The organism is Azotobacter chroococcum, assembly GCF_004339665.1.
Lineage (GTDB): Bacteria > Pseudomonadota > Gammaproteobacteria > Pseudomonadales > Pseudomonadaceae > Azotobacter > Azotobacter chroococcum.
In genome coordinates, this window is record NZ_SMMU01000017.1 from 1 (window position 1) to 22,503 (window position 22,503).

A 22,503-nucleotide genomic window follows, 5' to 3' on the forward strand; every position below is an offset into this window, starting at 1 on the left:
AAGGCTGCCTGGTGCCGACAGGCATGCCTTCAGCTGCTCACGCTGTTCTGGGCTGAGGCTGGAGAGCTGAGCGATCCATCGCGTGAACTGACTCGTTTTCATGATCCACCTCCCGCATGCGGAAACGTCATGATCAGCTTAGCTTGCTGCAACAGCTAACTCAGACATAGCCTTTCACAAAGGCTCTTCGCCTCTCAGCGCAGCCCCAGATGCACCAGCAATCCCGCCAGCGCACAGCCCGCCAGCACTTCGATCACCCCGCGCCTGAAGCGGAACAGCGCGATGGCGGCGGCCAGGGCGATCAGCGCCGAGGGCCAGTCGAGGCGGCCGGCGAAGCCTTCGGGCCAGAGCACGTGGTAGCCGAAGAACAGTGCCAGGTTGAGGATCACCCCCACCACCGCGGCGGTGATGCCGGTCAGCGGGGCGGTGAACTTCAGCTCGCCGTGGGTGGATTCCACCAGCGGGCCGCCGGCGAGGACGAAGAGGAACGACGGCAGGAAGGTGAACCAGGTGACCAGGCAGGCGGCCAGCGCGCCGGCGAGGAACGCCTGCTCGGCGCCGAACAGTTGCTGGACGTAGCCGCCGACGAAGCCGACGAAGGCCACCACCATGATCAGCGGCCCCGGCGTGGTTTCGCCGAGGGCCAGGCCGTCGATCATCTGCGTCGGAGTCAGCCAGCCGTAGTGGCCGACCGCGCCCTGGAAGACGTAGGGCAGCACCGCGTAGGCGCCGCCGAAGGTGAGCAGCGCGGCCTTGGTGAAGAACCAGCCCATCTGCGTCAGGGTGCCCTGCCAGCCGAACAGCGCGGTCAGAAGGCCCATCGGCAGCAGCCAGAGCAGGGCGCCGACCAGCAGCAGCCGCGCCAGTCGCGCACGGCTGAAGCGCGCATGGGCGGGCGGCGGGGTGTGGTCGTCGATCAGCGCCGGGCCGAAGCCCGGCTTCGCCGCCGCAGGGCCGCCGGCGCCGCCGAAGCGCTCCGGCGCCAGGCGCCCGCCGAGGTAGCCGAGCAGCGCCGCACCGAGCACGATCAGCGGGAAGGGCACCTGGAGGGCGAAGATCGCCACGAAGGCGGCTGCGGCGATCGCCCACAGCCAGGCGTTGCGCAGGGTGCGCGAGCCGATGCGGTGGGCGGCGTGGACGACGATGGCGGTCACCGCCGGCTTGATCCCGTAGAACAGCCCGGCGACCAGCGGCACGTCGCCGAAGGCGAGGTAGACCCAGGACAGGGCGATCAGGATGAACAGCGAGGGCAGCACGAACAGCACCCCGGCGATCACCCCGCCGCGGGTGCCGTGCAGCAGCCAGCCGAGGTAGGTGGCGAGCTGCTGGGCCTCGGGGCCGGGCAGCAGCATGCAGAAGTTCAGGGCATGCAGGAAACGGCGCTCGGAGATCCAGCGGCGCCGCTCGACCAGTTCCTGATGGAGGATCGAGATCTGTCCGGCCGGGCCGCCGAAGCTGATGAAGCCGAGCTTGAGCCAGAACAACAGGGCCTGGCGCAGGCTGGCGGACGCATGGTCCGGGTGGGGCTGGTGCGGGTGCGTTTCGGACATCGGGATGCTCTTTGCCGGGGTGTTTGCGCTCGGAGGACCGCCGCCGGGGCCGAGTCACAGGTTTCCGGCGACGGCTGAACAGGCGTCGCGTGGCGCATCATAGCCTGCGCTGATTGCGTGCGTCTGACCGCCGCCCGGCTGGGAGTCGGTCAGATCGAGGGGGCGACCCGCCGGCCGCTCGCCGGCGGCGTGTGGCGCTTGTTCACCAGCAGCTCGCCGATGCGGATCAGCTGCGCGCGGCTGCTTGCAGCAGGACTGCGGAGCAGAGCTGGCTGCGATTGGCGGCAACAGCAGAAACATCGCGAATGAGTTCGCTCCCTTGGCCTGTTCGCCAATGGGCAAGTGCAAGACCTTGAAAGGTTGGCTCTGAAGCGTGGCGCAAGGATCTTGGGATCGTGCCCGGTCTGCGGTGCATGATCCGGTCGGGAAGGAGGGCGCCGAAGAGCCGGCGTGGCGGAGCACGCCAGCCCTGTCCGCAGGTTTTCGGCGCGTTAATCGGCCACCATCAGGGCATCGGCGGAAACGTCTTTCACGCCCTTGATGCTCCTGGTCTTCTGGATGGCCAGCTCCTTCTCGGCCTCGGAGCTGACCGTGCCGGACAGTGACACCACACCCTGGGTGGTTTCCACCTTGATGTCCATGCCATCGAGGTCGCTGTCGGCCAGGAAGGTGGACTTCACCTTGCTGGTGATCCAGGTATCGGAAACCGCATCTCCGGCCTTTTCCATTGTTTCGCTGCCAGCGAGAAGCATGGGTTGGGCCTGACTCTGCCGGCCATCATCGGCCGCAACGCCACCGGCCATCGTCAGGCCGAGAGCGGCCGTGGCGGTAATGGCGATATAAGTCCAGGGATGCTTTTTCATGGTGTTCGCTCCTGTTCTTCTTGGGGAATTACAGCGTGTCAACATAACCATGGACTTCCCCGGGACAGGGTAAGTTCTATGCAACAGCGGGAGGGGAGAGTGCGGCGTTCCTCTTTGTGGCGCTGTTGCAAGGGATTTGCCTGGCGCGGGAGTCGGGAAAAAATGCCCTGCTTGCTCCGTTCGGGAATGTGTGATGTGCGTCGGGATACCGGCCTCCCGTGACATCTGCCTGCAATCCGGCCGGGCAACAATGATGCGTTTCACAGCCGGGCATCTGGCGCGGACATTCTGTGAACCATGCCCGATGTACGGGCTTATCAGGCCGGTTTTCTGCGCCGATAATTGACCTGCTTCCGTTTCAGGAGAAGGTCTTGCCGAGCCCATCCCCTTCCGTTGCCGATTCCTCCCTGTTGCTGGTGCAGCTGACCGACAGTCACCTGTTCGCCGACACGCAGGCGCGGCTGCTCGGCATGCAGACCGAGGACAGCCTGCAGCGGGTGATCGAGCTGGTGCGTCGCGAGCAGCCGCGGATCGATCTGCTGGTGGCCAGCGGTGACGTCTCGCAGGACGGCTCGGACGAGTCCTATGCGCGCTTCCGCCAGCTCTGCGCGCCGATCGCCGCACCGCTGCGCTGGACTCCCGGCAACCACGACACGCGCGAGGCGCTGAGCCGGGCCAGTGCCGGCAGCGACTGCCGCCAGCCGGTCGTCGACCTGGGCAACTGGCGTATCGTGCTGCTCGACTCGGCCCTTCCCAATGCGGTGCCCGGCTTTCTCGAGCCGAGCGAGCTGGCCCTGCTCGAGCGGGCCCTCGCGGAGGCGCCCGAGCGCCATCATCTGATCTGTCTGCATCACCACCCGGTATCGATCGGCTGCCACTGGATGGAATCGATCGGCTTGCGCAACGCCGAGGCGCTGTTCGCCGTGCTCGACCGTTTCCCGCAGGTGCGCGCGCTGCTCTGGGGGCACGTGCACCAGGAGTTCGATCGGATGCGCCGCGGCGTGCGCCTGCTAGCTTCGCCTTCGACCTGCGTGCAGTTCACGCCCGGCAGCGAGGACTTTTCGGTCAGCGACCAGGCGCCCGGCTACCGCTGGCTGCGCCTGCAGGCCGACGGCCGCCTGGAAACCGGCGTGTCGCGCCTGACCGACTACCGCTTCCAGATCGACTACGGCAAGGGCGGCTACTGAGTCCGGCGGGGCGTTGCGGTTCGCCGCACGGCAGCAAATGCGCTGGCCGACTTGAGACTGGCGCGCGCGGCTTGTAGCCTTCCTTCTTCCGTCACTGTCGCCCGAGATTCATGCCCAGCGCCGCGCCGTCCATCCTCTATATCCACGGCTTCAACAGCTCGTCCGCCTCCCTCAAGGCGCAGCAGCTGATCCGCGCCATGCAGGCCCTTGGCCTGGGCGCGCGCCTGCGGGTGCCCGATCTGCATCACCATCCGTGCCAGGCGATCGCCCAGCTCGAGACGGCGCTCGCCGAGCTGGGCCGGCCCATGCTGGTCGGCAGCTCCCTCGGCGGCTACTATGCGACCCATCTGGCCGAGCGGCATGGTCTGCCGGCCGTGCTGATCAATCCCGCGGTGCGCCCGCACCGGCTGTTCAACGGCCGTCTGGGGCCGCAGCTCAACCATTACAGCGGCGAGACCTGGGAGCTGACCGCCGACCATCTGGCGGTCCTCGCCGCGCTGGAAGTGCCGCCGCCGCAGGACCCGGCGCGCTACCGGGTATGGCTGCAGACCGGCGACGAGACGCTCGACTGGCGGGATGCGGCAACCTATTACCGGCACTGCGCGCCCGACGTCGAGACGGGCGGCGACCATGCCTTCCAAGGCTTTGCCGGGCGCCTGCCGGAACTGTTCGCCTTTGCCGGCTTCGATGCCGAGCTGTGGCGCGATTTCGATTTTTCCGAACTCTGAACTAAGGCAACCATGGCTCAGACCTACAACGCGGACGCCATCGAGGTCCTTTCCGGACTCGACCCGGTGCGCAAGCGCCCGGGCATGTATACCGACACCACGCGTCCCAACCACCTGGCCCAGGAAGTGATCGACAACAGCGTCGACGAGGCCCTGGCCGGCCACGCGAAATCCGTGCAGGTGATCCTCCACGAGGACAATTCGCTGGAGGTGATCGACGACGGCCGCGGCATGCCGGTGGACATCCATCCGGAGGAGGGCGTGCCGGGGGTCGAGCTGATCCTCACCAAGCTGCACGCCGGCGGCAAGTTCTCCAACAAGAACTACCAGTTCTCCGGCGGCCTGCACGGCGTCGGCATCTCGGTGGTCAACGCGCTGTCGACCTGCGTCGAGGTGCGCGTCAAGCGCGATGGCAACGAGTACCGCATGGCCTTCGCCGACGGCTTCAAGGCCAGCGAGCTGGAGATCGTCGGCAGCGTGGGCAGGCGCAACACCGGCACCAGCGTGCACTTCTGGCCGGACGCCCAGTACTTCGATTCGCCGAAGTTCTCCGTCAGCCGCCTGAAGCACGTGCTCAAGGCCAAGGCGGTGCTCTGCCCGGGCCTTTTGGTGAGCTTCGAGGACAGGACCGCCGGCGAGAAGGTCGAGTGGCACTACGAGGACGGCCTGCGCTCCTACCTGGCGGATGCCGTCGACGGGTTCGCCCGCCTGCCCGAGGAGCCCTTCACCGGCAGCTTCGCCGCCAGCCGCGAGGCGGTGGACTGGGCGCTGCTGTGGCTGCCCGAGGGCGGCGAGAGCGTGCAGGAGAGCTACGTCAACCTGATCCCCACCGCCCAGGGCGGCACCCACGTCAACGGCTTGCGTCAGGGCCTGCTGGACGCCATGCGCGAGTTCTGCGAGTTCAGGAGTCTCTTGCCGCGCGGCGTCAAGCTGGCGCCGGAGGATGTCTGGGAGCGCATCGCCTTCGTCCTCTCGATGAAGCTCGCCGAGCCGCAGTTCTCCGGGCAGACCAAGGAGCGCCTGTCCTCGCGCGAGGCGGCGGCCTTCGTCTCCGGGGTGGTCAAGGATGCCTTCAGCCTGTGGCTCAACGAGCACCCCGAGCTGGGCCTGCAACTGGCCGAGCAGGCCATCGGCAACGCCGGGCGCCGCCTCAAGGCGGGCAAGAAGGTCGAGCGCAAGAAGATCACCCAGGGCCCGGCGCTGCCCGGCAAGCTGGCCGACTGCGCCGGCCAGGATCCGCTGCGCGCCGAGCTGTTCCTGGTCGAGGGCGATTCCGCCGGCGGCAGCGCCAAGCAGGCGCGCGACAAGGAATTCCAGGCGATCATGCCGCTGCGCGGCAAGATCCTCAACACTTGGGAGGTGGACGGCGGCGAGGTGCTGGCCAGCCAGGAGGTGCACGACATCGCCGTGGCCATCGGCATCGACCCGGGCTCGGCGGATCTCTCGCAGCTGCGCTACGGCAAGGTCTGCATCCTCGCCGACGCCGACTCCGACGGCCTGCACATCGCCACCCTGCTGTGCGCATTGTTCGTCCGCCACTTCCGCCCGCTGGTGGAGGCCGGCCACGTGCACGTCGCCATGCCGCCGCTGTACCGCATCGACCTCGGCAAGGAAGTCCACTACGCCCTCGACGAGGCCGAGCGCGACGGCATCCTCGAGCGCCTGGCCGCCGAGAAGAAGCGCGGCAAGCCGCAGGTCACCCGCTTCAAGGGCCTCGGCGAGATGAACCCGCTGCAGCTGCGCGAGACCACCATGGACCCCAACACCCGCCGCCTGGTCCAGCTGACCCTCGACGACTTCGACGCCACCCGCGAGGTCATGGACATGCTGCTGGCCAAGAAGCGCGCCGGCGACCGCAAGGCCTGGCTGGAAACCAAGGGCAACCTGGCCGAGGTGCTGGTCTGATGCGCCGCTGGCTGGCGGGCCTGGGCCTGCTGCTCAGCCCCGCGCTGCACGCAGCGCTGCCGGTGGAGCCACTGCGCCTGCTCGGCGAGCACCCGCTCGACGGCATGCCGAGCGGCAACTTCTCCGGGCTGGCGCGCTGCGGCGATGCGCTGTGGGCGGTTTCCGACCGCGACGACGATCGCCTCTACCGCCTGCAGCCCGGCGAGACGGCCTGGCAGGCCGAGGCGCAGACCTTCGTCGTGCCGCCGCTGCCCGGCAGCGGACTGCCCTGGGGGCTGCGGGCGCGGACCAAGCTGATGGGCACGCTGCGCGGCGGCGAGATGGATCTTGAGGGGCTGAGCTGCGACGCCCGGGGCAACCGCTATCTGGTCAGCGAGGCGCATGCCGCGGTGCTGCAGCTGCCGGAGATCGGTCAGCCGCAGTGGCTGGCGCTGCCGCCGGCGCTGCTGCGCCAGGCGCGGGCCAGCGGCATGCTGCTGAAATTCAACGCCATGTTCGAGGGCATCGCCGTCGATCCGGCTGGCGAGCGCCTGTGGCTGGCCGCCGAGCGGGAACGCCGCGGGCTGCTGGTGGTGCACCGCGTCCAGAGCGTCTGGCAGTGCAGCGGCAGCTGCGTGCTGCGCAGCGAGGACGGCCCGGCGCTGCCGCCGGCCCAGCTGGAGAGCTCGCGTAGCTGGGCGAAGAGCTTCGCCGACCTGGCCTTCCACGGCGACAAGCTGTTCAGCCTGGAGCGCCTGGCGCACCAGATCTGCCGGCACAGCCCGAGCACCGGCGAGGTCGAGCGCTGCTGGTCGTTCGCCGACGCGCTGCTCGCCGACGCCCGCCGCTACGCGCAGCCCTGGGGCAGCGCCGAGGCGCTGTGGATCGACGCCGAGGGCGCCTGGATCGGCACCGACAACGGCACGCTGCCCCGCGGCGACGGCGAAACCCGGCCGATGCTCTGGCATTTCGCCGCGCCGGCCGAAGGCTGGAACGGCGCGCCTTGAACCCTGGTCACGACACCGCATTCAACTTCTTCCGGCGCCGGCTGCCTGCCGCCGCGCCGCAACCCTGGGACTGACCCATGAACGAATCCTTCGATCCCGGCCTGGAAGGCGTGGAGCGCCGCTCCCTCGCGGAATTCACCGAGCAGGCCTATCTCAACTATTCCATGTACGTGATCATGGACCGCGCCCTGCCGCACATCGGCGACGGCCTCAAGCCCGTGCAGCGGCGCATCGTCTACGCGATGAGCGAACTGGGCCTGGATGCCGACGCCAAGCACAAGAAGTCGGCGCGCACCGTCGGCGACGTGCTCGGCAAGTTCCACCCCCACGGCGACTCGGCCTGCTACGAGGCCATGGTGCTGATGGCCCAGCCGTTTTCCTACCGCTACACCCTGGTGGATGGCCAGGGCAACTGGGGCGCGCCGGACGATCCCAAGTCGTTCGCCGCCATGCGCTACACCGAGGCGCGCCTGTCGCGCTATTCGGAAGTGCTGCTCGCCGAGCTGGGGCAGGGCACCGCCGACTGGGTGCCGAACTTCGACGGTACCCTGGACGAGCCGGCGGTGCTGCCGGCGCGGCTGCCCAACCTGCTGCTCAACGGCACCACCGGCATCGCCGTGGGCATGGCCACCGACGTGCCGCCGCACAACCTGCGCGAGGTGGCGAGCGCCTGCGTGCGCCTGCTGGACGAGCCGCAAGCGACGGTGGCGCAGCTCTGCGAGCACATTCCGGGGCCAGACTTTCCCACCGAGGCGGAGATCGTCACCCCGCGCGCCGAGCTGCTGAAGACCTACGAGACCGGCCGCGGCTCGGTGCGCATGCGCGCGCTGTACCGGGTCGAGGACGGCGACGTGGTGATCACCGCGCTGCCGCACCAGGTTTCCGGGGCCAAGGTGCTGGAGCAGATCGCCGCACAGATGCAGGCCAAGAAGCTGCCGATGGTCGCCGACCTGCGCGACGAGTCGGACCACGAGAACCCCTGCCGCATCGTGATCATCCCGCGCTCCAACCGGGTCGACGTGGAGGGGCTGATGCAGCATCTGTTCGCCACCACCGACCTGGAGTCCAGCTACCGGGTCAACCTCAACATCATCGGCCTGGACGGCAAGCCGCAGGTGAAGGACCTGCGCACGCTGCTCACCGAGTGGCTGGCGTTTCGCGTGCAGACGGTGCGCCGCCGCCTGCAGTTCCGCCTGGACAAGGTGGAGCGTCGTCTGCACTTGTTGGAAGGTTTGCTGATCGCCTTCCTCAACCTCGATGAGGTGATCCATATCATCCGCACCGAAGACCAGCCCAGGCCGGTGCTGATGGCGCGCTTCGGGCTGACCGAGGTGCAGGCCGACTACATCCTCGACACCCGTCTGCGCCAGCTGGCGCGGCTCGAGGAGATGAAGATCCGCGGCGAACAGGACGAGCTGGCCAGGGAGCGCGACAAGCTGCTGGCCCTGCTCGGTAGCGAGGCCAGGTTGAAGAAGCTGGTGCGCAAGGAGCTCCTGGCGGACGCCGAGACCTACGGCGACGCGCGCCGCTCGCCGATCGTCGAGCGCGCCGAGGCCCGGGCGTTGTCGGAAACCGAGCTGCTGCCCACCGAGCCGGTGACCGTGGTGCTCTCCGAGAAGGGCTGGGTGCGCTGCGCCAAGGGCCACGACATCGACCCGGCGGCGCTCTCCTACAAATCCGGTGACAATTTCAAGGCGGCGGCTCAGGGGCGCTCCAATCAATACGCCGTGTTCATCGACTCCAGCGGGCGCAGCTATTCCCTGGCGGCCCATTCGCTGCCCTCGGCGCGCGGCCAGGGCGAGCCCCTGACCGGGCGCCTGGCGCCGCCGCCGGGGGCGAGCTTCGACTGTGTGCTGCTGCCGGAGGACGAGGCGCTCTATGTCATAGCCTCCGATGCCGGCTATGGCTTCGTGGTCAAGGGCGAGGACCTGCAGGCGAAGAACAAGGCCGGCAAGGCGCTGCTGAGCCTGCCGGCCGGTGCCCGGGTCATGGCGCCGCGCCCGTTGGGCGATCCGCAGAACGACTGGCTGGCGGCGGTGACCACGGAAGGGCGCCTGCTGCTGTTCCGGGTGGCCGAGCTGCCGCAGCTGGCCAAGGGCAAGGGCAACAAGCTCATCGCCATCCCCGGCGAGCGGGTCGCCAGCCGCGAGGAGTACCTCGGCGACTTCGTCGTGCTCTCCGCCCGGGCGACCCTGGTGCTGCAGGCCGGCAAGCGCACCCTGTCGCTGAAGCCGGGCGATCTGGAGTATTACCAGGGCGAGCGCGGCCGGCGCGGCAATAAGTTGCCGCGCGGTTTTCAACGGGTGGATGCACTCTTGGTCGAGGAGCCGGCCTGATGGCAGAATGTCGCGCGAGCGCGTCGGAGGGCGCAACTACCTGCAATTAGCTGTCCGCGGCTTCCAAGACGATCACACTGGCCGGCCTGCAAGGGATTGACGGATTGGCCATATCCAAGCCGGCCTTGGCTCGGGGCCTTGCAGCTGCCCCGGTGGATGGATCCTGCCCACCCCGGGCATGGCCGTTTGAATCACCCGGCGTGCCCTGCCAGTGCAGCGCGCCGGGCCGTGGTTTTTGAAGATGGACTATGGCTGCCTGCCGGCAGCCTACTGGGTGAACATCGATGAGATTCCCGCGCTTTCGTTTGCTGGTCCTGCTGGCTGCCCTGTCGTTGCTGGGCGCCTGTTCCTTTCGCCCGACGACCACCCTTTATCGGCTGGACGGTGGCGACCCCGCGACTCCCGAACGCAACGGCATGGCCGTGCTGCTCGGCCCGGTGACCCTGGCCGACTATCTGCAAAAGGATGCCGTCCTGGTACAGCGTCACGAGGATGGCAGCCTGAGCACGGCCCGCGATGCCCGCTGGGCCGGTGACCTGAAGGCCGATATCGACCAACTGCTGCTGCGCCAGCTCGCCTGGCGTCTGGACAGCCACCGCCTGGTGCCCGAGCCGGGCGCGCCCGGCTTCAAGCCGGACGTGCAGGTCCAGCTGAACATCACCCGCCTGGATTCGGGACCGAAGCAGCCCGCCGTGCTGGAGGCTCAATGGCGTCTACTGGATCGCCAGGGACGCCTCAGAGAGAGTCGCCTGATCCGTCTGGAGGAGCCGCATCAGAACTCCAGTGCCGATCAGGTGCGGGCGCAGAGCGTGGTGCTGCAACGCCTGGCCGAACAGCTGGCGGCGGCGATCCAGCCGCTGGCCAAGCAGCAGGCATCGGCTCCGGCGCCGGAGCCACGCAAGAGTGCGCGGGCGGCAGCGCCCAAGGTGGAGAAAAAACCGCCGCAAGCGCCGGATATCCCCATCGCCAGCCCGACCCGGGACGTCGAGGTGTTCCGCTTCTGAGCGGGCTGGCAGCTCAGGGCAGGTCGAACAGCAGCGCCTCGGCTCTGTCGCCGGCCTCCAGCGCGATCCCCTGCTCGCCGCTCAGGGTGGCGCCGTCGCCGGCCTTGAGGGGCACGCCGTTGACTTCCAGGCTGCCGCTGGCGACGTGCAGGTAGTAGGTGCGCTCGGCGCGAGTCGGCTGGCTGACCTGTTGGTGTTCTTCCAGGCGGGCCAGGTACAGGCAGGCATCCTGGTGGATCGGCAGCGATCCCTCGCGACCGTCCGGCGAAACCAGCAGGCCGACTCCCTGCACGGCGGAGAAGTCCTTCTGGGCATAGCGTGGCGGCACGTGACTCTGCTGCGGCTGGATCCAGATCTGCAGGAGGTGCAGCGGCTCGCTGGCCGAAGGGTTGTACTCGCTGTGCACGATGCCGCTGCCGGCGGTCATCACCTGGACTTCTCCGGCCTTCAGCTGACTGTTGTTGCCCATGCTGTCCTTGTGCTCGACGGTTCCCTTCAGCACATAGGTGATGATCTCCATGTCGCGGTGCGGATGGGCGTCGAAGCCGCTCCGCGGCGCGATGCGATCGTCATTGATCACCCGCAGCCGCGAGACACCCATGTGGCGCGGGTCGTAGTAGTCGGCGAAGGAAAAACTGTGGCGGCTGTCCAGCCAGTCCAGGCTGGCATGGCCGCGTTCGGCGGCCGGGCGCAGGGTGATCATCGGGTTTCTCCGGGAGGTTGCAGGGGCATTGCTGTCAGCAAGGCTAGTCTTCACCGGACTGGAAGAAAAACGCGGTTTTCGAAAGGAATTTATCGAAATTATGGATGCTTTGGAGGGGGCGACCGGGAGCCGTTCGTTATTGCTCGACGGGGCTGGCCGCCCTCAAGTGCCTTGCGCCGGTCCGAGGGCCGTGAACCCGTGGCACTGGTATTTGCTCCTGCGGGGATACACGGCGGGGAAGGATAGGCAGCGACAAGGGAGACAGTCGGAAACAAGAAAGCCCGCACGGGGCGGGCTTTTCAGGGGTGTTTCGGATCATGTGGGAACATGTCGAAACGTTCATTTGGTGGAGCCGGGGGGATTTGAACCCCCGTCCGCCAGCTCTCTGCTATCGGTTCTACATGCTTAGCCAGTTCTACTGAGTTAACTCCGCGCCGCCCGAGTGGCAGGGTGCTTGGAGCGAGCTGTATGGGTTTTAGCCGTTACGTCTACAGCGAACTTGGCGGCGATCCTGTTCTATCTGACGATCACTTCGGGTTTACAGGCATCCCCTGATGATCGCTGGCGCCGAAGCGACCAGATGAAGGTTAGGCGGCTAGCGCGTACCCTTCGAAGTTGTCATCGTTGGCAACTATAGGTTTGCAACAGTGGATTTACGAGTTCTGTTACCAACTCGGCATGCCCCTCAAGTTTCGTTACCGGCGTCGAATCCTAATCGGCCCCAAAACCTTAAGTGTCAAGTCAAGTTTACGGCAAATAGCTCGGCACGTCGACTGCCGAGGCTGGCGAAATTCGCCAGCGGGCTGCTATATGATGCCTTTTTTGACGTCGCTGGGTAACGGGACTTTTCTATGCCTCGGGCAATGCGATACCCCTTGCGCCGGTGGATCTGGCGTGCATTCGTTCAGTGCGCATTGATTCCGTTGATACTGGTGGAATCCGTACTGATCGGCGCCTATCTGCTGAGCAATGCCGCCACGCGCGATGCCCAGCTTGGGCATCTCGAAGAGCGGGCGCGGCAGAGCTTGGAAAGTGATGCGCAGCGTGAGGCCGAGGTCGTCGACTGGCGCCTGTGGAGCGTCGAGAAGCAGACGCGGATCTTCCGCGACGCCGTCGTCCATGCGCTGCAGAACGAGCGCTTCCAGCCGGATGAGGTGGAGCGGGCGCGACATGTGCCCGGTACGAAAGGGAGCTTCTACAGCCGCAGCGACGATGGTCGCGCGGCTTCCTTCTATGCGGAAAGCACACCGCCGGAGCGGCAGGATCGGGCCAAGGCACTGCGGCTGTCGCAGCTCGATCCCCTGATGCGCTCGATCAAGGAGGCCGACCCGCTGGTGGTTGCGGTCTATTTCCGCAGTTGGGACCACTACACCCGGTACTTCCCGTTCTTCGACGTGCTGCAGAAGGATCTCGGCGACAGGCCGTCTTCCGGGTACAACTTCTATTCCCGGGCCGCCGAGAGTCAAAACCCCGAGCACGAGCCGGTCTGGACCTCGCCCTATCTCGACGCCTCCGGACGCTGGCGAATGGCAACGGTCGCCCCCGTATACCGCGGCAATTTCCTGGAGGGGGTGGTCGGTCTGGAGATCGACCTCGAGAGGATGCTGGCCGGGATCGGCGCCTTGGAGGTGCCGTGGCAGGGGTATGGCCTGTTGATCGACGAGGAGGGGAGTGCCATGAGTCTGCCGCGGGGGGGCGGGATGCCGAGCGCTTTCGCCGTCAATGCTCCGGAACATCGGCGCGAGGCCGAGCATCTGCTGCAGGCGGCCGGCGCCGAAGGGGAGGTGCAGGCGGCGATGTTCGACGGCCACGAGCATCTGCTGGTCTGGCGGCGAATTCCCCTGATCGGCTGGCGTCTGCTGCTGGTCGTGGACAAGGACAGGATCTTCCAGCCGACCTGGGCCCTGGCGGCCCACTACCAGAAGATCGGCTACCTGTTGATCGCCGCTCTGCTGCTGCTCCATGTGCTGCTCTTGGTGCTCTGGTGGCGGCGCTCGCAGCGTCTGAGCCGCGAACTGGGGCAGCCGATCAGCGGCATCGTCGACATGCTGCGTTATCTGGGCAAGGGCCAGTGGCGTGCGGGGAGCGATCGGCCGTTGCCGCTGCAGGACAGCCGGATCGAGGAGCTGAATGCGATGGCCGATGCGGTGTACAGCAGCGACCGGCAGCTGCAGGCCAGCGAGGCCGAGCGTTCCCGGGCCCAGCGCCTGCTGGAGGTGGTGATGGAGAACACCACCGAGAGTCTCTGGGAAATCATGGCGGACAAGAGCCAGATCCGGGTGAGCAGCCGCTTTGCCAGGCGTTTCGCCCTGGACTCCGAGAGCGTGACCATCGAGGAGTTCAACCGGCTGGTTCATCCGGACGACATGGAGCGTCTCAGGCAGCGGCGCGACAGCTTCTTCAGCGGGGCCGACGGCGTCTACGAGGTGGAGTACCGCTGTGTCGACCGTGCCGGCCAGTACGTCTGGCTGCTGTCCCGTGGCCAGGCGCTGGAGTGGGATGCCAGTGGCAGGGTGCTGCACTCGGCGGGTACCCATGTGGACATTTCGCGGCTGAAGGCGGTGCAGGAAGACCTGCGTCGCGCCACCCTGGAGGCTCAGGATGCGAGCCGCGCGAAGAGCCGCTTCCTGTCCAGCATGAGCCACGAGCTGCGTACGCCGCTGAACGCGGTGCAGGGCTTCGCCCAACTGATCGAACTGGAGGTGGAGGGCCGGCCCGAGGCGAACCCGATTGGCGAGTATGCCCAGGAAATCGTCAAGGCCAGTCGGCATCTCACCGCGCTGGTGGACGACATCCTCGACCTTTCCACCCTGGAAGGGCGCCGCCAGCAATTGCATGTCCGGCCGGTCGAGGTCGGCGTCATGCTGGCCAGTTGCGCCGAACTGGTGCAGCCGCAGGTCCGCGAGCGCCAGCTGCAGCTGCAGCTGATACCCATGTGCATGCCCCTCTACGTGCAGGCCGACTCCCGCCGTCTGCGGCAGATCCTGCTGAACCTCTTGTCCAATGCGATCAAGTACAACCGTCCGCAGGGCCGGGTCACACTCGGCTACGAGGTGCGTTCGGACTGCGTGCGTCTCTGGGTCAAGGACACCGGGCCGGGGCTTGATGCCGAGCAGCAGAGCCAGCTGTTCCAGCCTTTCCAGCGCCTCGGCCGGGAGAGTTCCAACATTCCCGGCTCCGGCATCGGCCTGGTGCTGTGCCATGAACTGGTCGCCATGATGAACGGCAGCATGGGCTTTTACAGCGAGCCGGGGCACGGCTGCTGCTTCTGGATCGATCTGCCGGGAGCGGCGGCACCCGAGGAGGGGCGGGCGTCGTCCAGCGACGAGCCGCCGGCCGGGCAGGTCGAGCGGGTCAAGGGCGACTCCTGAAGGACGGCCGGCCGGCGGGGCATCCCTGCCCCCGGCGGGATCAGGCCGGGCGGACCTTGGCACGGCTGACCCGGTCTACCAGGTAGACCAGTCCGTGGTAGTCGAGGCCGCTGTGCTGGCTGAGGCCGATCTCGCAGGTACGGCTGGTGGAGATGCCTTCCTCGCAGTACTGCACTGCATCCTTCAGGTTGCGCAGGGCGTTGGCGTTCAGCTCGGGGCTGGTGAAGCCCTTGTCGCCAGCGAAGCCGCAGCAGTGGATGCCTTCCGGGACCACCACCTCCCTGGCGCAGCGCCGGGCGATGTCGATCAGCGCCTCGGCTTCGCCGAGGTGCTGGGTGCTGCAGGTAACATGCACGGCGACCGGTGTGTCCTGCGGCTCGAAGTCCAGCCGCTCGAGCAGGAAGGTGCGGATGAATCTCACTGGATCGAAGATCTGCAGGCGCGCGTCCGTCAGCTCCCTGACCAGCCGCAGGGTGCAGGGGCTGGTGTCGCAGTAGATCGGATCGAGCCCGCCGCGGCTGGCCTCGAGCAGGGCGTCGAGGGTTTCCCGGCACTTGCGCCCGGCCTGTTCGGCATAGCCCTTGGAGGCGAACGGCTGGCCGCAGCAGAGCTTGTCCAGGCCTTCCGGAAAGATCACCTGGTAGCCGGCCTTCTCCAGCAGGGCGCGGGTCTTGTCGATCAGCGGCGCCTGTTCCTTGTCGTCGCAGGCCGGGCCCATGGCGCGCGACACGCAGGCGGCGAGATAGACCACCCGCGGACGCTCGTCGGGCTGCGGCGCGGCGGTCTGCTGGAGGCGCACCGGCTGCGGCATGGCCGGCGTCCACTGCGGCAGGTGCCCGCCGCTGATTCGGTGCAGGGCGGCGCTGAACTTCGCCAGGCGCGGCGCGCCGAGCAGGCGGCGGGCGCTGTCGGCGGCGACCAGCACCAGGCGCGAGGCGCGCACGCTGGCGGCGAAGTGTTCGGCCAGCCAGTCGGCGGTGCCGCTATGGCCGGCTTCCAGGCCGCGCAGCTTGCGCACCAGATCGCCGGTGTTGATCCCCACCGGGCAGCGCTGGGCACAGAGGCCAGTGGCCGCACAGGTGTCGATGCCCTGGTAGCGGTAGGCTTTTTCCAGGGCTTCGCTGGCCGTGCCGCTGCGCCGTCTGGCCTGAATGTCGCGCCACATGACGATGCGCTGGCGCGGCGTCAGGGTCAGGCCGCGGGACGGGCAGACCGGCTCGCAGAAGCCGCATTCGATGCACTTGTCGACGATCTCGTCGGCGGCCGGCAGCGGCTTGAGGTGCTTCAGGTGGATCTGGGGATCTTCGGAGAGCACCACGTCGGGGTTGAGGATGCCCTGGGGATCGAGCAGGCGCTTGATCTTCCACATCAGCTGGTAGGCGTCATGGCCCCATTCCAGCTCGACGAAGGGCGCCATGTTGCGTCCGGTGCCGTGCTCGGCCTTCAGCGAACCGCCGAACTCCACCGCCACCAGCTGCGCGACCTCCTGCATGAAGGCCTCGTAGCGGGCGACCTGGGTCGGCTCGTCGAAACCCTGGGTGAAGACGAAGTGCAGGTTGCCCTCCAGGGCGTGGCCGAACAGGATCGCCTCGTCGTAATGATGTTTTTCCAGCAGCTCGATCAGCCGGTTGACGCCCTCGGCCAGGCGCTCGATCGGGAAGGTGACGTCCTCGATGATCACCGTGGTGCCGGTTCTGCGCACCGCGCCGACCGCCGGGAAGGTGTCCTTGCGGATCTTCCACAGCTGGTTGTAGACGGCCGGGTCGCTGCTGAAGTCGACCTGTTTCTCCACCGGGAAATCGGCGATGGACGCCGTGATCCGCTCGATCTGCTCTTCCAGCAGCGAGGGGCCGGAGGCACGGGTCTCGATCAGCAGGGCGCAGGCGGTGGCGGACAGGCTCTTCACCCAGTCCGGCATGCCTTTCATGTTCTCCACCGAGCGCAGGCTGCGCCGGTCGAGCAGTTCCACCGCCGAGACCGGCTGCTGCTTGAGCACCGGCACGGCGTTGCAGCAGGTCTCCACGTCGGGGAAGACGATCAGCGCGCTGGCCTTGTGCGGATGCTCGGGCACGGTGTCGTAGGTCACCGCGCTGATGAAGCCCAGGGTGCCCTCGGAGCCGACCATCAGGTGGGTGAGGATATCCAGCGGCTGGTCGTAGTCGACCAGGGCGTTGAGCGACAGGCCGGTGGTGTTCTTCAGCCGGTACTTGTGGCGGATCTGCGCCGCCAGCGCCTCGTCGGCGCGGGTCTGCCGGCCCAGCTCGGCGAGCTGTTCGAGCAGCTCGCCGTGGCTGACCTGGAAGCGAGCCACGCTGAGCGGGTCCTCGGTGTCCAGCACGCTGCCATCGGCCAGCACCAGGCGCAGGGCGGCGAGGGTGTGGTAGCTGTTCTGCGCGGTGCCGCAGCACATGCCGCTGGAATTGTTGGCGACGATGCCGCCGATCTTCGCCGCATTGATCGACGCCGGGTCCGGGCCGATCTTGCGCCCCAGCGGGGCCAGCACGGCGTTGGCGTGGGCGCCGATGACGCCGGGCTGCAGGCGGATCTGCGCGCCGCCGTTGCGGATGTCGCGGCCGTTCCAGTGTTCGCCGAGGACGATCAGCACCGAATCGGTAACCGCCTGGCCGGAGAGGCTGGTGCCAGCGGCGCGGAAGGTCACCGGCACGCGGGAGGCAGAGGCCAGACGCAGCAGTTTGACCACCTCGGCCTCGGACTCGACGCGCACGACCAGCTTGGGGATCAGCCGGTAGAAGCTGGCGTCGGTGCCGAAGGCCAGGGTGGAGAGCGGATCGTCGAAACGCCGTTCGCGGGGGATCAGCCGCTCGACGGCGGCGAGAAAGGCAGCGGGCAGGGTCATGCGTCCTCCAGGATCAACACGATCAGATCCTTGGGTCCGTGGGCGCCATAGGCGAGCACCTGCTCGATGTCGGCGGTCTTCGAGGGGCCGGAAACCAGCAGGGCGTTGGTCGGCATGCCGGCGGCCCACTGCTGCTTCTGCTGCACCTCGAGGAAGTTGTCGTGGATCTCGCTGGCCTTGAGCAGGGCGAAGTGCACCGGCGGCACCAGGCTCATCAGCCGCGGCTCTTCGCGGGTCGGCCAGAGGATCAGGCTGCCGGTGGCGGCGATCGCGCCGAGGGTGCCGGTCAGGCTCGCCGGGGTGTCGTCGAACAGCTCGGCCTTCCACTCCTCGACCGGCCGGTCGTAGGCCTTGAGCCGCGGCAGGCCCTCGCGCCCGGCGAAGTGCGCGGCGAGCTGTGCGCCGTGAGCGGTGGCCGGGGCGATCAGCAGACTGGGCAGCTGTTTGTCGGCCAGCAGCTTTTCCAGCAGTGCCGGCCAGTCGGCCGTGGTGGTCAGGTGGGTTTCGGTGTGCACCGCTTCCATCAGCTGGCGCAGGCGCGGGATGCGTTCCTCCGCCGGATAGCTCCAGGGCCGGGTCACCAGGGCCACGTCGTAGTCGTCGGCGATGGGCTGGGTGCCCTCGAGGCTCTTTCTCAGCTTGGCGAGGATATTGGCTTTGGCCGACATCATTTGTCCTCCAGGTGCTCGCGGGCCAGCTCGTGCAGCGAGCGGGCGGCCGGTTTCGGTGCGCTGTGGTTCTGCGTCCAGGGGCCGAGGCTACCCGGCGTCAGGCCACGCAGGCGGGTGGCGAAGAAGCCGAAGGTGCGGTACAGCCACGGCGAGGTGTTGAGCAGGCGCCAGCCCTTCCACAGCAGGCGTTCGCGCGGCGAGTACTTGCTGCCCTGGCCTCGCATCACCGGGTTGGGGGCGTCCGGCTTCTTGATGTTCTCCTCGCGCAGGCGGCGCAGCAGCGAGGGGATCGGGATCTTCACCGGGCAGACTTCGCCGCAGGCACCGCACAGCGAGGAGGCGGACGGGTGGTCCGGGGTGTTCTCCAAGCCCATCAGGTGCGGCGAGATGATCTTGCCGATCGGCCCGGGATACACGGTGCCGTAGGCCTGGCCGCCGATCCGGGTGTAGACCGGGCAGTGGTTCATGCAGGCGCCGCAGCGGATGCAGTTGAGGGTCTGGCGCAGCTCGCCGTCGGCGAAGGCCTGGCTGCGGCCATTGTCGAGCAGCACCAGGTGGACTTCCTGCGGGCCGTCCAGCTCGTCGGCCTGGCGCGGGCCGGAGATCAGGTTGACGTAGGTGGTGATGCCCTGGCCGAGCGCCGAGCGGGTCAGCAGCGAGAGCAGCGGCACCACGTCGCGCAGGTTTTCCACCACCTTCTCGATGCCGGTCACCGCGATGTGCACCGGCGGCACCGTGGTCGACATGCGTCCGTTGCCCTCGTTCTCCACCAAGAGCAGGGTGCCGGTCTCGGCCACCGCGAAGTTGACTCCCGAGACGCCGATGTCGGCCTCGAAGAACTTCTGGCGCAGCACGCGCCGGCCGGTCTGGATCAGCTGGTCGACGTCCTCGGTGTAGGGCTCGCCGAGCGTGTCGTGGAACAGGTGGGCGACCTGGCGGGCGTTCTTGTGGATCGCCGGCATGATGATGTGGGTGGGCTTCTCGTGGTCGAGCTGGATGATGTACTCGCCCATGTCCGATTCCAGGGCCTCGATGCCGTGGCCTTCGAGGAAATGGTTCATCTCCATTTCCTCGCTGACCATCGACTTGCCCTTGATCACCTGTTTGGCCCGGTGGGCCTCGGCGATCTGCAGGACGATGGCGTTGGCTTCGTCCACCGTTTCCGCCCAGTGCACCTTGACGCCGTTGCGGGTCAGGTTGGCTTCCAGCCGTTCGAGCAGCTCGGGCAGCCTGGACAGAGCGCGGGCGCGCACATGGTTGCCCATCTCGCGCAGGTGTTCGCGTTCGTACTCGTCCGGCATCGCGGCCAGGCGCTTGGCCATCAGCGAGTCCATGGCCTTGCGCATGTTGCTGCGCAACTGGGCGTCGCCGAGGGCGTTGTGGGCGTTGTGCTTGAGGTCGCGGCTGGACAGCTCCACCGCCGGGATGCGGGCCTGGCTGTTCATCGGGCGCCTCCGGTGCGTTTCCAGAGGAAGCTGGCCAGGTGCTGGCCGCGCAGCGGCGCGTGCTGCTTCTCCAGGGCGCCGTTGATGTTGAGCAGACAGCCGCAGTCGGCGCTGACCACTTCGGCGGCGCCGGATTCCTGCAGGGCACGGGTCTTGTCGGCGACCATGGCGCCGGAGATATCCGGCATGCGCACGCTGAAGGTGCCGCCGAAACCGCAGCATTCGCTCTCGTGGTCATGCTCGACGCGCTCGATCTTCTCCAGTTGGGCGAGCAGGGCGCGGCCGTGCAGGTGGGTGTTCATCTCGCGGCGTGCCGAGCAGGAGGTGTGCAGGGCGACCTTCTGCTGGGAACCCTGGTCCTTGAACTCGACCTTGCAGACGTGGAGGAGGAACTCGGCCAGCTCGAAGGTGCGCGCGGCCAGGGCCTGCACCTGGCGCAGGGTGGCCGGCTCGTCCTTGAACAGCTCGGCGTAGTGATGGCGGATCATCCCGGCGCAGGAGCCGGACGGCACCACCAGCGGCCAGTCCTCGGCGAACAGCGCCAGCTGGGCGCGGGCGACCTCACGCGCTTCGTCGGTGTAGCCCGAGGTGTAGGCCGGCTGGCCGCAGCAGCTCTGCTCCTGCGGGAAATGCACCTTGATGCCTTCGCGCTCGAGCAGGCGGATGGCGTCGAGGCCGGCCTCGGGGAAGAACAGGTCGAGCACGCAGGTGCCGAACAGGTAGGCGTTGCCCGGTTTCTGCGCCGGGTACTGGCGCGGTTCGGGCAGGGGCGGCGCCACGCGGGTGGCGTTGGGCGCGGCGTTGTAGAAGGGTTCGCTCATCAGGCATGCCTCCGGGTGGGCCCGGTTATCCAATGGCAGACGCCGGGGAAGACCCGGCGCTGCCTGCTATTAACAAGCAGGCTGTAAGCGGCCGACAAAACCCTGCGAGACGATTCTGGCAAGTCTGTACCACGTCGCCAGAAGGGTTTTGCCGGCCACCTCTCAGTGCACCAGCATGCCGGTGAACACGTAGGCCTGGGCCAGGGTGATCAGGCCGACGAAGGCGGCAAAGATCAGGCTGTGCTTGAGGGTGAAACGGAACAGGTCCGACTCCTTGCCGACCAGGCCGGTGGCGGCGCAGGCCACGGCGATCGATTGCGGCGAAATCATCTTGCCGGTCACGCCGCCGCTGGTGTTGGCCGCCACCAGCAGGGTGTCGTTGACGCCGATCTGGTGCGCGGTGGTGGCCTGCAGCGAGCTGAACAGGGCGTTGGCCGAGGTATCCGAGCCGGTGAGGAACACACCCAGCCAGCCCAGGAAAGGCGAGAAGAAGGGGAACAGTGCACCGGTTCCGGCCAGGACCAGCGCCATGGTTGCTGACATGCCGGAATAGTTGGTGACGAAGGCGAATCCCAGCACCATGCCGATGGACAGGATGGGCCATTTCAGCTCCAGCAGAGTCTCCTTGAAGCTGGTCAGACCAATTTTCGGAGCGATTTTCAGTATTGCCATGGAAATCAGGGCGGAGAAGAAGATCGCCGTGCCGGTGGCCGAGATCGGATCGAACTTGAACACCGCCGCCATGGGCGCCGGTGCGGTGACGATCGGAGTCATCTTGATCACCAGCTGATCTAGGTGCGGAATGGGCAGCAGCAGGACCAGGCTGTCCAGCGCTCCGCCCGGTACGAACAGGGCCTTGAAGGGTTTCAAGGTCCAGAGGGTCACCAGGGCGGTGAGGATCAGGAACGGCGACCAGGCCTTGAAGATCTGGCTCGGGGTGTAGGGGGATGGCTCGGTGGGACGGCTGCCGCCGAAACCTCCCATCACTGCCGTACCTGCGGCGGAAATGCCGACCACTTCGGTTTCTTCGGCAGGCTTGGGTTGCCAGACCTTGAGGAACAGGGTCAGGCACACCAGGCTGACCAGTGCCGAAGTGATATCGGGCAATTCCGGGCCGATGTAGTTGGAGGTGAAGTACTGAGTGATGGCGAAACTGGCGCCTGCCATCAGTGCGGCCGGCCAGGTTTCCTTGATGCCGCGCCAGCCGTCCATCATCGCGACCAGCCAGAACGGCACGATGATCGACAGGAAGGGCAATTGGCGCCCGGCCATGGCACCGATGTCAAAGGCATCGATGCCGGTGACCTGGCCGGCGACGATGATCGGGATGCCGAGGGCGCCAAAGGCTACCGGTGCGGTGTTGGCGATCAGGCACAGGCCGGCGGCATACAGCGGATTGAGGCCGAGGCCGACCAGCAGGGCGGCGGTGATCGCCACCGGCGCGCCGAAGCCTGCCGCGCCCTCAAGGAAGGCGCCGAAGGAGAAGCCGATCAGCAGTACCTGCAGGCGCTGGTCGCCGGTGATCGAGAGCACCGAACTGCGGATGATCTCAAACTGACCGCTTTTCACTGTCAGCTTGTAGAGAAAGACGGCGGCGACGATGATCCAAGCGATCGGCCACAGACCATAGGCGAAGCCATAGCCGGCGGCGGCCAGGGCCATGTCGGTCGGCATGCCGTAGGCGAAGATGGCGACCAGGATGGACAGTGCCAGGGTGATGCTGCCTGCCACGTGCCCCTTGAGGCGGAACACGGCCAGGGCGAGGAAGAAGAAGATGATCGGGATAAGGGCGGCCAGTGCCGATAGGCCGAGGCTGCCAAGTGGCGTGTAGAGCTGTTGCCAGGCTTGCATAGGGTTTCCCCCTTGATTGTTTTTGGATGGGATCGACGATTCGGGTTGTTGCGGCTTGACTAAATTGGTAATACCAATTTACACTGTCGCCGGACAAGATTAGTTTTTGAGCAGGTGCTGTGTCAATTTGTCTTACGGTGACTTTCGTCGTGAGCCTGCGCCAATTCTTGGTATTGCTGGCACCAGGCTAGCTGGTTAGGCTTGACGGAAGAGCTGGGCGGGTCG

General features: G+C 67.1%; 15 protein-coding genes, 1 other RNA gene and 1 pseudogene. 7 read left to right on the forward strand and 10 right to left on the reverse strand.

All coding sequences use genetic code 11. The features are described 5' to 3' along the window. The 3 genes and pseudogenes from EV691_RS14470 to EV691_RS14485 all read right to left on the reverse strand — a co-directional run. Nucleotides 1-102 (reverse strand): annotated as a pseudogene (locus EV691_RS14470) (IS1595 family transposase); the annotation flags it as partial. Nucleotides 103-194: 92 nt separating this feature from the next. Next, nucleotides 195-1,550 (reverse strand): chromate efflux transporter, encoded by a 1,356-nt coding sequence (chrA, locus tag EV691_RS14475; protein WP_131297633.1) that lies wholly within the window; start codon nucleotides 1,548-1,550, stop codon nucleotides 195-197. A 491-nt stretch (nucleotides 1,551-2,041) separates the two neighbouring features. Beyond that, nucleotides 2,042-2,413, reverse strand: a complete 372-nt coding sequence (locus EV691_RS14485; RefSeq protein WP_131297631.1) for a BON domain-containing protein — start codon at nucleotides 2,411-2,413, stop codon at nucleotides 2,042-2,044. 371 nt (nucleotides 2,414-2,784) lie between these two features. Here EV691_RS14485 and cpdA point away from each other — a divergent pair, with 371 nt between their 5' ends. The 6 genes from cpdA to EV691_RS14515 all read left to right on the forward strand — a co-directional run bounded on the left by cpdA (nucleotide 2,785) and on the right by EV691_RS14515 (nucleotide 10,559). Then, nucleotides 2,785-3,600, forward strand: a complete 816-nt coding sequence (cpdA, locus tag EV691_RS14490) for a 3',5'-cyclic-AMP phosphodiesterase (protein ID WP_131297630.1) — start codon at nucleotides 2,785-2,787, stop codon at nucleotides 3,598-3,600. Between the two features lie 110 nt (nucleotides 3,601-3,710). Then, complete coding sequence (locus tag EV691_RS14495; protein WP_131297629.1) at nucleotides 3,711-4,328, forward strand: YqiA/YcfP family alpha/beta fold hydrolase; 618 nt, start codon at nucleotides 3,711-3,713, stop codon at nucleotides 4,326-4,328. A 12-nt stretch (nucleotides 4,329-4,340) separates the two neighbouring features. Next, nucleotides 4,341-6,233, forward strand: coding sequence for a DNA topoisomerase IV subunit B (parE, locus tag EV691_RS14500; protein ID WP_131297628.1), 1,893 nt, complete (start codon nucleotides 4,341-4,343; stop codon nucleotides 6,231-6,233). Then, nucleotides 6,233-7,219, forward strand: coding sequence for an esterase-like activity of phytase family protein (locus tag EV691_RS14505; protein ID WP_131297627.1), 987 nt, complete (start codon nucleotides 6,233-6,235; stop codon nucleotides 7,217-7,219). The genes parE and EV691_RS14505 overlap by 1 nt, the downstream gene beginning before the upstream one ends. Nucleotides 7,220-7,296: 77 nt before the next feature. Beyond that, entirely contained in the window at nucleotides 7,297-9,555 is a 2,259-nt protein-coding gene (gene parC / locus EV691_RS14510; protein ID WP_131297626.1) for a DNA topoisomerase IV subunit A, read from the forward strand. Between the two features lie 284 nt (nucleotides 9,556-9,839). Next, nucleotides 9,840-10,559 carry a PqiC family protein gene (locus EV691_RS14515; protein ID WP_131297625.1) on the forward strand — a complete coding sequence of 240 codons (720 nt, stop codon included), beginning with the start codon at nucleotides 9,840-9,842 and terminating at the stop codon, nucleotides 10,557-10,559. Nucleotides 10,560-10,572: 13 nt separating this feature from the next. Here the strand turns inward: EV691_RS14515 and EV691_RS14520 are convergent, their stop codons facing one another. Both EV691_RS14520 and ssrA read right to left on the reverse strand, forming a co-directional pair. Then, the gene (locus EV691_RS14520) at nucleotides 10,573-11,262 is read right to left on the reverse strand and encodes a pirin family protein (protein WP_131297624.1); all 690 of its coding nucleotides are present in this window, start codon (nucleotides 11,260-11,262) and stop codon (nucleotides 10,573-10,575) included. 344 nt (nucleotides 11,263-11,606) lie between these two features. Beyond that, nucleotides 11,607-11,985, reverse strand: a transfer-messenger RNA (tmRNA) gene (gene ssrA, locus EV691_RS14525). Between the two features lie 209 nt (nucleotides 11,986-12,194). On the opposite strand from ssrA, the gene EV691_RS14530 reads away from it, so the two are divergent. Then, nucleotides 12,195-14,633, forward strand: coding sequence for an ATP-binding protein (locus tag EV691_RS14530; RefSeq protein ID WP_242672491.1), 2,439 nt, complete (start codon nucleotides 12,195-12,197; stop codon nucleotides 14,631-14,633). A gap of 40 nt (nucleotides 14,634-14,673) precedes the next feature. Here the strand turns inward: EV691_RS14530 and EV691_RS14535 are convergent, their stop codons facing one another. From EV691_RS14535 to EV691_RS14555, 5 genes are all read right to left on the reverse strand, one after another. After that, nucleotides 14,674-17,490, reverse strand: a complete 2,817-nt coding sequence (locus tag EV691_RS14535) for an FAD-binding and (Fe-S)-binding domain-containing protein (protein WP_131297622.1) — start codon at nucleotides 17,488-17,490, stop codon at nucleotides 14,674-14,676. After that, on the reverse strand, nucleotides 17,487-18,158 hold the full coding sequence (locus tag EV691_RS14540; protein ID WP_131297639.1) for a LutC/YkgG family protein: 672 nt from the start codon (nucleotides 18,156-18,158) through the stop codon (nucleotides 17,487-17,489). The genes EV691_RS14535 and EV691_RS14540 overlap by 4 nt, the downstream gene beginning before the upstream one ends. Then, a complete protein-coding gene (locus tag EV691_RS14545; RefSeq protein ID WP_131297621.1) occupies nucleotides 18,158-19,606 on the reverse strand; it encodes a LutB/LldF family L-lactate oxidation iron-sulfur protein in 1,449 nt (482 codons plus the stop codon). Before EV691_RS14545 ends, EV691_RS14540 begins: the two co-directional genes overlap by 1 nt. Further along, nucleotides 19,603-20,427 carry a (Fe-S)-binding protein gene (locus EV691_RS14550; RefSeq protein ID WP_131297620.1) on the reverse strand — a complete coding sequence of 275 codons (825 nt, stop codon included), beginning with the start codon at nucleotides 20,425-20,427 and terminating at the stop codon, nucleotides 19,603-19,605. The genes EV691_RS14545 and EV691_RS14550 overlap by 4 nt, the downstream gene beginning before the upstream one ends. A gap of 162 nt (nucleotides 20,428-20,589) precedes the next feature. After that, a complete protein-coding gene (locus EV691_RS14555; protein WP_131297619.1) occupies nucleotides 20,590-22,278 on the reverse strand; it encodes a lactate permease LctP family transporter in 1,689 nt (562 codons plus the stop codon). Between the last annotated feature and the right edge of the window lie 225 nt (nucleotides 22,279-22,503).